This is a genomic window from Sulfurimicrobium lacus (assembly GCF_011764585.1).
GTDB lineage: Bacteria > Pseudomonadota > Gammaproteobacteria > Burkholderiales > Sulfuricellaceae > Sulfurimicrobium > Sulfurimicrobium lacus.
The window spans coordinates 356,420-368,735 of sequence record NZ_AP022853.1; the positions used below are offsets into that span (position 1 = coordinate 356,420).

Below are 12,316 nucleotides of genomic sequence, written 5' to 3' on the forward strand. Positions count from 1 at the left end.
GGGCGAACGCCCTAATGCCCTACAGCGAGTAAACCCATGTCTTTCCGCGCCATCCGCATCCTGTCGCTGCTGATCCTGCTCGCTGCGGCCGCCGGCATGACTTACTGGGAAGGCATGGTGGTGCGCAACTGGCTGCGGCCGCTGGAAGTGACCATCTACCCTGTGAACGGCGACGGCACGGCGGAAGTCGACGAATATATCGCCGGCCTGAAGCAGGAGCACTTTCAGGAAATCGGCAGCTTCATCGCCAGTCAGTACGAACGCTATCGCGGCAAAGCCCTGCCGCCAGTGAACATCCGCCTTGCCCGGGAAATAAAAACGCTCCCGCCGATGCCGCCGGACGGCCGTCCTTCGGCCCTCTCGGCCATCCGGTGGAGCCTCGGGTTGCGCTACTACACTTACAAACACACGCCCTTCTGGGGCAGCCTCGGCACGGTCCGCTTGTTCGTGGTGTATCACCGCGGAGAGGACGGCAAGGCGCTGCAGCACTCGCTCGGCTTGCACAAGGGACTGGTGGGGGTGGTGCATGCCTTCGCCCAGGCCAGACAGAATGCGCAGAACAACGTGGTCATCACACACGAGCTGTTTCACGCCCTGGGCGCCTCGGACAAGTACGACGCCGCCAACCAGCCGCTCTACCCGGAAGGCTTCGGCGAGCGCGGCGATGGGCCGCATTACCCGCAGCGTACGGCCGAAATCATGGCGGGGCGCATTGCCATTGCGCCGGATGAGGCGCGAATTCCGGTGGGGCTGGAGGCTTGTGTGGTGGGGTATAAGACGGCCTGGGAAATTAACTGGTGAAATTTGGCCTGGCTTTTATGCTGGGGCTGAATGCGCTTTGCGCATGGATGATTGGGTGCCGGGGCCGCCCGGCGAGCGGGTTACTTCTTTTGTTTCGCCAAAAGAAGATAACCAAGAAAAGGCGACCCCCTGCGCCGCCCTACGGGTACCTTCGGTTTAGTCAGCAAATTGGGCGTCTGCGCAACTCGCCCTAACAGCCCACACAAGACGTGGGCTGTCGCGGAGCTCAGACAAGGCGCAGCCGACTGCCCCCAATTTGCTGACTAAACCGAAGCGGCGCAGAAGGGGAAGCGGGTGGTGCGCTGGGACCAAATGTTTTGTCCGTGAACGTGGCGCGGCACCAAATCCCCTCGGTCCACCGCCGAGCAGCGGAGGCGAGCCGGGGGCAGTCGGCGAGGACTGTCTGAGCGCGCAGCGCGAGTTCCGCAGCCGCCGGGCTGCCCCCGGCAATCAAACACGGTGCGCGGAGCGCATCCAACAGCAGCTAAATCACAACATGCGGCGCAATGCCCGTTGGTCATTGCGCCCTACGCGGGCTGTTGTACCAAGGCTGCTAACGAAACAGCGGTGTCAGACTTTTTTACACTTCGCTTGTACGGCGAGCAAAAAGCTTGGTTAGGTTACCGGTGTTATATGTTTAACCATATGAAATTAGATGAAATTCACGAGATTTCCTGGTGTTTGGCGGGATTATTGCTTAAAACAAGGAAAATGGACGGAGGTGATGTGCAGCAAGGCGGCTTGCTTATCTCTCATTCGATCGGTCTAAAACTACTGGAGCGACAACATGAAAACCTTAAAAATAAGGGCGATGGTGGCGGCACTCTCCATGATGGCTACAGGGGTCTGTTCGGCAGGTCCAATTTACTGGACCGATTGGACCGGGGCAGATCAGGATCCGGGTGCCGGTTTTCAGGGACAGGGTACGATTACCACTCTTAACTCCACTGTTACGGTTACTTACACAAATTCGAGCGGTATCGGCTTTTATCAGCCCAGCGGCGGAACCGACTATTGGCAAAATGGCCAATCCGGTCGTAACGACGCCATCTCACCGTATACCAGCAGTGTCGTTGACAACAGCCCGACAGGAACAGACATAGTGGCGCTGAGCCACGCGGGCCCACAAACTCTCCAGTTCTCGCAAGCGATTGCTAACCCCGTGTTTGCGTTCGTTAGCCTTAATGGCAACGGTTATGCTTTCTTGAATCAGGATTTCGTAATTCTTAGCGTTGGTGGCGTCGATGGCAACGCCTGCGGGTATTGGGGGTGCGGCGGCGTCACGAGATCCGTGGTTGACCTTGGCGGTGGAAATTTCCGCTATGAACTCAATAGCTCAAATGTCGGTGGAAGCGAGCCTCATGGGGCCATCCAATTCACCGGTGCATTTGATACGCTCACGTGGAATAGCAGTACCAATGAATACTGGAACGGTTTTACCGTCGGGGTTCAGGGAACGGCTGCTGAAGTTTTCCCGCCGAATCCAGCCCCGGAACCAGCGACTCTCGCGTTGTTGGGCCTGGGTCTTGCGGGGCTGGGAGTCTCGCGGCGTCGTAAAGTCTAACTGCTTTTGTCCTGCATAAAACGGCGGCTTGACCGCCGTTTTCAATTGCTGAACTCGGACGGGGCGCAGCCGACAAACCCAATTCGCCTGCCAACCCGAAGCTGCGCAGAGGGGAAGCCGAGTGGTACGCCAGGACCAAATGTTTTAACCCATGAATGTGGCGCTCGCCGAATTCCCCTCGGTCCACCGCCGAGCAGCACAGGCGAGCCGGGGGCTGTCGGCGAGGACTGTCTGAGCGCAAAGCGCGAGTTCCGCAGCCGCCCGGCTTGACGAGCAGCGCAGGGAACCCCGGAGGGGCGGTGGATGGGGCTCGCCTTCTTTGGGTTACCTTGCTTGGCGAAGCAAGAAAGGTAACCAGCCGCCGGGCTGCCCCCGGCAATCAAACATGGTGCGCGGAGCGCATCCAACAGCAACTAAATCACACTATGCGGCGCAATGCCCGTTGGTTATTGCGCCCTACTACGTGGGCTACCTCTTTTGTTTACGTAGATGAGTAACACAAACCAAAACAATGCAGCACCAAATGCAAAATTACTTTCCAATTGATACCTGCTGTATTTCAGTAGGAATTTATCGCCTTGCTTGATTTGATAGACAGTTTTCTGATCATGCCACAACACCAGTTGTTCATTGTTTTTATATGCTTCAACAAGTTCTTTGTATGGGCATTTCCATCGGACTCTACCTTGAGCAATACATTCTAGAGTGTGGCCGTCCTCATCAGCGAATTTAACAATTTCTTTAACATGAGTAGGGTTGGTTGCGACAACTTTTGCATTGGATACTTGTAGACTTTCTATATTAGGGGGCGATATTAATACTCCCACTATAAAAAATAGTAGCGATCCAAAAATGCAAATCAATAGATCAGCACGTGGCATAAAAAGGCTAACGGATATTAAACGGGTCTGTTATCAATTGATACTGCAGGCCAAGAGTATGCACGTCGATGGCATGCCACTCAAGGAAGCGGCCAAATTATGGATTTTTGCACACCCTGACCACCGTTTCATCCGCCTTCCCGCATGGCGTCTCGGTGCCGGGTACGGGGTGCGGGGTGCCTTCATGATCCATCCGGGCCGCCACCGTATCCCACGCGATCAACCCCTTGCGGTCCATGCTCAGCCGCAGCAGCCACCCCTCCCGAGTTTCAGGAATCTCCGGCGGATCAAAGCCGTCAAACACGAAGTTGCCCAGGCTGTAAACGATCAGCTTCCCCCGGTAGTATTCCGCCCCCTGCGTCACATGTGGATGCCCCCCGATCACCACGTCCGCCCCCGCATCGATCATCGTGCGTGCTAGTTGACGCTGCCGTTCGCTGGGCTGCAACTCGCGTTCCCAGCCCCAGTGCATGAAGGGAATCACCAGGTCCGCGTCTGCGGCACGGGCGGCGCGGATGTCGGCGACGACCTGGCTGTCTTCGCTCCAGGCGATACCGGCCCAGTCCGGCCCGGCCTCGAAGGAGCGCGGCTTGAATTCGTTGTAGTTGAGAAGGGCGATGCGCAGTCCCTTACGTTCGATCCACAGCGGCGCATGGGCGGCAGCAAGGTCGCGTCCGCCGCCGAAGTAGGGGAGGCCGTTTTTCTCGAGCAGCGTGAGGGTTTCGAGGAAGGCGTCCTTGCCGTAGTCGCCGGAGTGGTTGTTGGCCACGGCCAGGGCGTTGAAGCGGCCCTTGAGGATTGGCAGCACGCGGGGATGGGCGCGGAAGGAAAAAATCTTGCTCTCCAGCGGCTGGCCGACGGTGGCGACCGGGCATTCGAGGTTGCCTACCGTGAAGTCGGCCTCGGCCAGCGTGGCGGCGAAGTGGACCAACGGGTCGCGCCCTGACTGGATCACTTTCCCCGGCCCGTCGTCGAGCATGATGTCGCCGACAAAAATCAGGCGCACTGGGTCGGCCAGAACCGGTGTGGCGGCGAGCAGCAGGCCGACCAGAGCCAGGCGTAGCGATTGCCGACTAGCGTGGATCAGGTTCATCGCCGCGCTCCCTTGTCCGTTGCCATCTCGCACCAGTATTGCAGCTCGCTGTCGCGCACCGGTTCGTAGACCGACTGCAGGCCGCTGAAACCATAGCGGGATGCGCGGTTGCCGGGCGGGGGGTAGGGGAAGCTGGCCTGGTGAATCAGCGTCGGGCCTTCGTCGCGGTCGACGTAGGTGTAGATCTTGATGGCGGCCAGGGCGGCGGGCTGGTCCTGGAACACCAGGCGCAACTGGAAGTACGACCCCACCTTGATGCCTTTCACCGCATACGGCGACTGCACGGGACGGGCCGCCAGGACCTGGGTCTCGCCGCCATAGGTGTAATGGCACACCACCTGCTCGCCCGCGGCGGCGTTAAGCGAAACCAGCAGTGCTACCACAAGCGCTCGTTTCATTTACATCTCTTCGATCGAGAACAGGCGCCGGTGCTCGCGGTGGGCATAGCGGTCGGTCATGCCGGCGATGTAGTCGGCGATGGTGCGCGCCTTGTCGGTCAAGGCTTTTTCCTGGTACTGCGGCGGCAGCAGGGCGGGCTTGTCGTGGAAGGCGGCGAACAGCTCGCGCACGATGCGGCGTGCCTTCCCGCTCATGCGTTCCACCTGGTAATGGCGGTAGAGGTGCTTGTGGAGGAACTGCTTAAGCTCGCGCTGCTCCTTCGCCACCGCCGGGCTGAACGCCATCAGGACCGGCGCGCGGCGCACGTCGTCGAGACTGGTCGGCGCCGCCGCCGCGATGTTTTCCGTGCTTTGCGCGATCAGGTCGAGCACCAGGGTGTTGATCATGCGCCGCACGATCTCGTGGATCAGGCGCCGTCCCGCGACGTCGGGGTGGCGTTCCCTGACCATGGCCAGATGGCGCGCGAACAGGCTGGTGTCGGCGAGTTGTTCGAGGGAGATCAGGCCGGAGCGCAGGCCGTCGTCGACGTCGTGGTTGTTGTAGGCGATTTCGTCCGCCAGGTTGGCTACCTGGGCTTCGAGCGAGGGGCGCTGGTCGTTGAGGAAACGCTCGCCGACCTCTCCCAGCGTCTTCGCGTTGGCCGGGGAGCAGTGCTTGAGGATGCCCTCGCGGGTCTCGAAGCACAGGTTCAGCCCGTCGAAATCGGCGTAGCGCTCTTCCAGCAGGTCCACCACGCGCAGCGACTGCAGGTTGTGCTCGAAGCCGCCGTAATCCTTCATGCAGGCGTTGAGCTCGTCCTGTCCGGCGTGGCCGAACGGGGTGTGGCCCAGGTCGTGGGCGAGGGCGACCGCTTCCACCAGTACTTCGTTGAGCTGCAGGTTGCGCGCGATGGCGCGGCCGATCTGCGCCACTTCCAGGCTGTGGGTGAGGCGGGTGCGGAACAGGTCGCCTTCGTGATTGACGAACACCTGGGTCTTGTATTCCAGGCGGCGGAAGGCGGTGGAGTGGATGATGCGGTCGCGGTCGCGTTCGAAATCGCTGCGTCCCGGCGGCGTCGGCTCGGGATGGCGGCGGCCGCGGGTGCGCTGAGGGTGCGCAGCGTAGGGCGCGAGCTCCGTCATAGGTGTACCTTTAAAATTCTGGTTCGATCAGTATCGGCGCCCGATCGGCATCGGCGCACCGGCTTGGACAGGGAGGATAGCATTATTGCCGTTCGGGGAGTAAGCGCTCAGGCAGCCATCCGGGTCTGGTCGCGTCCGGCGCGCTTGGCTTCGAGCAGGGCGCTGTCCGCCCGCGACAGCGCCATGTTTTCGGTCTCGTCGTTTTTCTTGTATTCGCTCAGGCCGCCGCTCCAACGCAGCTGATGCATGACGCCGCGGGTGAGTTCCAGTTCCTCGGGCAGGTTCTGGCGCAGGCGGCCGGCGAGCTCTTCGGCTTTTTTCAGGGGGGTGTTGGGGAATATCACGCAGAATTCGTCGCCCCCGAGGCGCGCGATGAAATCGCTGGAGCGCAACTGCTCCTTGAGCGCTTTGCCGAACTGCACGATCAGCGCGTCGCCGGCGTCGTGCCCGAACGTGTCGTTCACCTGTTTGAAGTTGTCGATGTCGATGATGAGCAGGCTGTGCGTCCACCCCTCCGCCAGGGTTTTGAACAGCTCCTTCTGCTTGATGTCGAAGCTGCGGCGGTTGTTGACCTGGGAGAGGTGGTCGATGCTGGCGGATTCGTTCACCTGCTTGTTCTTCCCCAGCATGAGCTTGCCCAGGCGGTACATGAGCTCGAAGTTTTGCTCGAAATCCTTCAGCTGGAAGGTGTACGCCTTGCGCAGGCGGGAATGACGGATATCCGAGAAGAACAGCAGAAGCGAATCGATGTCGTTTTTCACCGCCTTGCGCAGGGCAAGATACAGCCCGGCCATGCCGAGCGCCAGGAACAGGGAGGACAGCGCCCATGCCGCGAGATGGGTCTGCACCGGGGAAGTCACCGGTTTGGCCGGGGCACGCCATACCACCAGCCTCCAGGCGGTTCCCTGCAGGTCGGTCAGTTCCTGGAATGCGCTGGTCTTCAGCCGCGCATCGCCGCGCTGCATCAGGACGTTGTAGGGGCCGTTGCTGTTGGCTTGCTGCAGCTCGGCGTAGGCATCCTGTAGCTGAAGCGATTCGAACATGCTGCGCAGTTCGGCGCTCCCCTTGCTGATCACGACGAAGCCGAGTATTGCCGGGTTTTCCATATCCATGACGGGCTCTGCGATGGCCAGCGCGGGATTGCTTCCGGAGCCTTGCGGCATATCCGCATACACCACCGAAAGCGGCTGCGTGAAAGCGTTTCCACCGGCTTTTCCGTTCGGCAGCGTCCGCTGAATACGGGCGTCCGGGAACAGCGTGTGGATATTGCCGACCTGCGCAAGCCGTTCGCGTTCCGAGCCGCTTTTGAGCGAGTTGATCGTCTGGGGAGATTGCGCGATGCGCGCAACGGTGGCGCGCATGTTGGCGGCCAATCCGCTAATGGCTGGAGCCAGGATGCGCTGGGCGCCAGATTGATCGGCTGATTGAACTTGCTTGGAGTGCGGCAGGGAGGACTGGTGCAGGTAATAAATGGTCGCACTGTTAATCGCTTCCAGCACGAGAAATGCGATCAAGCAGAAATGCGCCAGGGACAGTTTCATTTGGTTAAAGGCTTCCGTTCTGTCCAGACGCTGTCATAAATGATTTTATTCCGCTGACTTAACGCAACAAAAGAGACGAGGAAAATGGCGAGGAATGTTTTTTGGTATCAACGTCATATGCGATTCAAGTATAACTTAATTTTTTCAGATGGCCAGCGCCTTGGGGGCAAAATCCGGGGGGCGGAAATTGAAGGACAGATGAAATTGAGTTCGGGATTGGGTTATGGCGGGAGCCAAATCGAGGAGGAGGCCCGATCCGATTGTATCGGTCCGGACTTCTCTCGATCCTTTATTGGCCCGGGCGGGCGTCAAGCAGGCTCACGAATCCCTGCAGTGTCTGCGCCAGCTTGTCAGCCTCGACGTCGGCCGTAACCAGCGCTTCTCCGATGGACTTCAGCAGCACGAAGCGGATTTTGCCCCCTTCGACTTTCTTGTCCAGGCCCATCGCATCCATGTAGCTTGCCACGCCCAGGTCGGGCGCCGTGTCTGGCAGGCCGGCGCGCTTGAACAGGGTACGGACGCGCGCGAGCGCGGCATCGTCCAGCCAGCCCTGGCGTCGCGACAGATCCGCCGCCAGCACCGTGCCGCCGGCCACGGCCTCGCCGTGCAGCCAGTTGCCGTAGCCCATGCCGGACTCGATGGCGTGGCCGAAGGTATGGCCGAGGTTGAGCAGGGCGCGTACCCCGTCTTCGCGCTCGTCGGCCGCGACGATTTCGGCCTTGTTCTGGCAGGAGCGGTGGATGGCGTAGGCCAGGGCATCCTTGTCGCGTGCCAGCAGTTTGTCCATGTTCTGCTCCAGCCACTCGAAAAACGGCAGGTCGCGGATCAGGCCGTACTTGATTACTTCCGCGAGGCCGGCGGACAGCTCGCGCGCCGGCAGGGTGTCGAGGGTGGCGGTGTCGGCCAGCACCACTTGCGGCTGGTAGAACGCGCCGATCATGTTCTTGCCGAGCGGGTGGTTGATGCCGGTCTTGCCGCCGACGGAGGAGTCCACCTGGGCCAGCAGCGTGGTCGGCACCTGGATGAAAGGCACGCCGCGCAGATAAGTGGCCGCGGCATAGCCGGTCAGGTCGCCGATCACGCCGCCGCCCAGGGCGATCAGCGTGGTCTTGCGCTCGCAGCGGTTCTGCAGCAGGGCGTCGTAGATCAGGTTGAGGGTGTCGGCGGTTTTGTAAACCTCGCCGTCCGGCAAAATGACGGGCAGCACGCTGACGCCCTGCTGTTCCAGGGTATGCGTCAGTTTTGCGAGGTAGAGCGGCGCCACGGTGGTGTTGGTGACGATGGCTACGCGCTTTTGTGCCAGGTGCGGCACCATCAGATCGGCCTGTTCCAGCAGATTGGCGCCGATATGGATGGGATAGGCGCGGTCGCCCAGTTCAACGGTCAGGGTTTGCATGTTCGTGGCTTGTCCATCCTTGAGTTTCTGTTCCAGGCGGCGTACCAGGTAGTGAATGTTCTGGTCGCCCGTGTCCATGATCACGTCTGCGAGCTCGCGGTAAATCGGGTCGCGCTGGGCGAACAGCTCGCGCAGCTTTGCGTGCGGGTCGGCGGTCTGCAGCAACGGGCGGTTCTTGTCGTGGCGGGTGCGGTGCCACAGGTCCGAAATTTGCGCCCGCAGGTATACGATCGCGCCGCTGCGTTTCATGTTCTTGCGGTTCTCTTCGCGCAAAACCGCGCCTCCGCCGGTGGCGAGCACGACATTGTCCATCTGGCACAGTTGTGCCAGGACGGCTGTTTCGCGCGCCCTGAACCCTTCCTCGCCTTCCAGTTCGAAGATGACCGGGATCTTTACCCCGGTGCGGCGTTCGATCTCGTGGTCGGAATCGATGAAGCGCATGCCGAGGTGCCGGGCCAGCATCTTGCCGACCGTGGTTTTGCCTGCGCCCATGAGGCCGATGAGAATGATTTTGTTGGGGAATGACATGGGCCGTAATGATAACGGCTAGAGGGGGGTTTAGCCAGAAATGCGGGGCATAATCCGGCGCAGACCATGAGGCGCGTTACGGTTCATCCTCGTAGTCGTTGCTCATGTCGATACCCATTTCCTTGCCCACCTCCACCCAGTAAGGCTCGGCTTCGCATGAGCAGCAATCGCACCAGACGGCAATCCCCTCGTGCATGTTGGCGCGTTTTTTTCTGGGCCTGGGTGGTTCGTCTGGCTTTGCGTCCGGGCTGGGTAAGGTGGAATCTGAGCGAGAGTCGTCCATGATTAGCGTCCTCCGAATTAAGTTTTACGGCGTCGATAGTTTGTCGCCGCATTTTTAAGACCTGTTCGGAGCTTGAACGTTTCGTCGAACCGCCAGCCAAGGGCGTAAAAAAACCGGCCTTGCGGCCGGTTTCGGGTCTGGAGTAACGCAGAAGGACTGAATCAGTCCGCCTGTTTGCGCAGGAAAGCCGGGATGTCGAGGAAATCGACGCCGGACTGCTTCATCGCTTCGAGCTGCGCGCCGCGCTCTCTTCTGCGCATCACCGCGGGTTGCTCGAGGGCTTCGTAATCAACGGCCATGGGCGCGTTGTCGGTGCCGTTGCGCACCACCAGTTGCGGCTTGGGCTGCTGGCGGGAAATTGCGCCGCCGAGACCGGTGGCGACCATGGTGACGCGCAGGGCGTCGCCCATGTTCTCGTCGATGACGGTTCCGACGATCACGGTGGCATCTTCGGCGGTGAACTCCTTGATGGTTTCCATGACCTCGTAGTATTCCTTCATCTTGAGGGACATGCTGGCGGTGATGTTGACCAGCACGCCGCGTGCACCGGCGAGGTCGACGTCTTCCAGCAGCGGGCTGGCTACTGCGCGTTCCGCGGCGATGCGGGCGCGGTCAACGCCGGAGGCGGTGGCGGAACCCATCATGGCCATGCCGTTTTCCGACATGACGGTTTTCACGTCGGCGAAGTCGACGTTGACCAGGCCGGGGCAGTTGATCACTTCGGCGATGCCGGAGACAGCGCCGTGCAATACGTCGTTGGCGGCCTTGAAGGCGTCCTGGAAGCTGACGTCGTCGCCTAGCACCTGCATCAGTTTGTCGTTCGGCACCACGATCAGGGAATCGACGTGCAGCGCCAGGGTTTCCATGCCCAGCTGCGCCACCTTGGAGCGCTTGCCTTCGAAGGCGAAGGGCTTGGTCACCACCGCCACGGTCAGAATGCCCAGTTCCTTGGCCACTTCGGCCACGATCGGGGCTGCGCCGGTGCCGGTGCCGCCGCCCATGCCGGCGGTGATGAACAGCATGTTGGCACCCTGGATCATTTCGGCGATGCGCTCGCGGTCTTCCATCGCGGAAGCGCGACCGATTTCCGGGTTGGCGCCTGCGCCCAGGCCCTTGGTGATGTGCGCGCCCAGCTGGAGCTGGGTTCTGGCCTGGCTGCGTTTTAGCGCCTGGGCGTCGGTGTTGGCGCAGATGAACTCCACGCCTTCCAGCCCGCTCACGATCATGTGATCCACTGCGTTGCCGCCGCAGCCGCCCACGCCGATTACCTTGATCACTGCTTCCTGCATTGGTGCTTCCATGATTTCAAACATCGCGCTATCTCCTTAATTTGCTGTTATCCAGACCAGACCTAAAACTTAAAACCAAATCGTTAAAAAATTGCTCCTATAGTCATTGCGAGGAACATCGTGACGAAGCAATCTGAAAATTCGAGATTGCTTCGCTGCGCTCGCAATGACGGCACTGCTAAAAATTTCCTTGAAACCAGCTCTTCATCTTGTCGAAAACCTGTTGCAGCGAATTGCTCCCCAAAGTGGCGATCTGATGCCGCTGATGCTGTTCCTGGGCGGACATCAACAGTCCCAGCCCGGTGGCGAAGCGCGGATTGCGCACCACTTCCGTCAGGCCGCCGCTGTATTGCGGCACGCCGAGCCGCACCGGCATGTGGAACACTTCCTCGCCCAGTTCCACCATGCCCTGCATCACCGCGCTGCCGCCGGTGATGACGATGCCCGAGGACATCAGGTCTTCGAAGCCGCTGCGGCGCAGTTCCGCCTGCACCAGCGAATACAGTTCTTCCACGCGCGGCTCGATCACTTCCGCCAGCGTCTGGCGCGACAGCTGGCGCGTTTCGCGTTCGCCCACGCCCGGCACTTCCACCATTTCGCTCGCGTCGGCCAGCTGGCGCAGGGCGCAGCCGTAGGTGCGCTTGATGTCTTCCGCTTCCTTGGTGGGAGTGCGCAGCGCCATGGCGATGTCGTTGGTGATCTGGTCGCCGGCGATGGGGATCACCGCGGTGTGGCGGATGGCGCCGTCGGTGAACACCGCGATGTCGGTGGTGCCGCCGCCGATGTCCACCAGGCACACGCCGAGGTCTTTTTCGTCGTCCGCCAGCACCGCCATGCTCGACGCCAGCGGCTGCAGGATCAGGTCGCGCACTTCCAGGCCGCAGCGCTTGATGCACTTGATGATGTTTTGTGCCGCCGACACCGCGCCGGTGACGATATGCACCTTCACTTCGAGGCGGATGCCGCTCATGCCGAGCGGTTCGCGCACGTCTTCCTGGCCGTCGATGATGAATTCCTGGGTCAGGATGTGGAGGATCTGCTGGTCGGTCGGGATGTTCACCGCCTTGGCGGTCTCGATCACCCGGTCGACGTCCATCTGCGTCACTTCCTTGTCCTTGATCGCCACCATGCCGTGCGAGTTGAAGCTCTTGATGTGGCTGCCGGCGATGCCGGTATAGACCTCGCGGATCTTGCAGTCCGCCATCAGCTCGGCTTCTTCCAAAGCCCTTTGAATCGCGTTGACGGTCGACTCGATGTTCACCACCACGCCTTTTTTCAGCCCGCGCGACGGGTGCTGGCCGATGCCGATGATCTCCATCCGCCCGTCGGGCAGGATTTCCGCCACCATGGCGACGATTTTCGAGGTGCCGATATCCAGCCCGACGATCAGTGTTTTCTGTTCCTTGATCCTGCTCATTTC

Annotated in this window: 11 protein-coding genes and 1 pseudogene; 2 read left to right on the forward strand and 10 right to left on the reverse strand. The window is 60.7% G+C overall.

What is annotated here, in order from left to right; genetic code table 11:
* Positions 1–36 precede the first annotated feature (36 nt).
* Together SKTS_RS01725 and SKTS_RS18905 are read left to right on the forward strand one after the other, a co-directional pair.
* A complete protein-coding gene (locus SKTS_RS01725) occupies positions 37–801 on the forward strand; it encodes a hypothetical protein (protein WP_173059436.1) in 765 nt (254 codons plus the stop codon).
* A 787-nt stretch (positions 802–1,588) separates the two neighbouring features.
* Positions 1,589–2,365 carry a PEP-CTERM sorting domain-containing protein gene (locus SKTS_RS18905; RefSeq protein WP_244617417.1) on the forward strand — a complete coding sequence of 259 codons (777 nt, stop codon included), beginning with the start codon at positions 1,589–1,591 and terminating at the stop codon, positions 2,363–2,365.
* 446 nt (positions 2,366–2,811) lie between these two features.
* Here the strand turns inward: SKTS_RS18905 and SKTS_RS01735 are convergent, their stop codons facing one another.
* From SKTS_RS01735 to ftsA, 10 genes and pseudogenes are all read right to left on the reverse strand, one after another.
* Positions 2,812–3,246: a hypothetical protein gene (locus SKTS_RS01735; protein ID WP_173059439.1), complete on the reverse strand. Its 435-nt coding sequence runs from the start codon at positions 3,244–3,246 to the stop codon at positions 2,812–2,814.
* A 97-nt stretch (positions 3,247–3,343) separates the two neighbouring features.
* Positions 3,344–4,339, reverse strand: a complete 996-nt coding sequence (locus SKTS_RS01740) for a CapA family protein (RefSeq protein ID WP_173059442.1) — start codon at positions 4,337–4,339, stop codon at positions 3,344–3,346.
* Positions 4,336–4,737: a hypothetical protein gene (locus tag SKTS_RS01745; protein ID WP_173059445.1), complete on the reverse strand. Its 402-nt coding sequence runs from the start codon at positions 4,735–4,737 to the stop codon at positions 4,336–4,338. Before SKTS_RS01745 ends, SKTS_RS01740 begins: the two co-directional genes overlap by 4 nt.
* The gene (locus SKTS_RS01750) at positions 4,738–5,859 is read right to left on the reverse strand and encodes a deoxyguanosinetriphosphate triphosphohydrolase (protein WP_173059448.1); all 1,122 of its coding nucleotides are present in this window, start codon (positions 5,857–5,859) and stop codon (positions 4,738–4,740) included.
* A 107-nt stretch (positions 5,860–5,966) separates the two neighbouring features.
* Complete coding sequence (locus SKTS_RS01755) at positions 5,967–7,400, reverse strand: GGDEF domain-containing protein (RefSeq protein ID WP_173059451.1); 1,434 nt, start codon at positions 7,398–7,400, stop codon at positions 5,967–5,969.
* A 289-nt stretch (positions 7,401–7,689) separates the two neighbouring features.
* The gene (gene aroB / locus SKTS_RS01760; protein WP_280513686.1) at positions 7,690–8,796 is read right to left on the reverse strand and encodes a 3-dehydroquinate synthase; all 1,107 of its coding nucleotides are present in this window, start codon (positions 8,794–8,796) and stop codon (positions 7,690–7,692) included.
* Positions 8,797–8,829: 33 nt separating this feature from the next.
* A pseudogene (locus SKTS_RS19100) lies at positions 8,830–9,324 on the reverse strand (shikimate kinase); the annotation flags it as partial.
* A gap of 76 nt (positions 9,325–9,400) precedes the next feature.
* Positions 9,401–9,607 (reverse strand): hypothetical protein, encoded by a 207-nt coding sequence (locus tag SKTS_RS01765; RefSeq protein WP_173058494.1) that lies wholly within the window; start codon positions 9,605–9,607, stop codon positions 9,401–9,403.
* Positions 9,608–9,768: 161 nt separating this feature from the next.
* Positions 9,769–10,920, reverse strand: coding sequence for a cell division protein FtsZ (gene ftsZ, locus SKTS_RS01770; protein WP_173059454.1), 1,152 nt, complete (start codon positions 10,918–10,920; stop codon positions 9,769–9,771).
* A 154-nt stretch (positions 10,921–11,074) separates the two neighbouring features.
* Positions 11,075–12,313, reverse strand: a complete 1,239-nt coding sequence (ftsA, locus tag SKTS_RS01775) for a cell division protein FtsA (RefSeq protein ID WP_173059457.1) — start codon at positions 12,311–12,313, stop codon at positions 11,075–11,077.
* Positions 12,314–12,316: the final 3 nt, after the last annotated feature.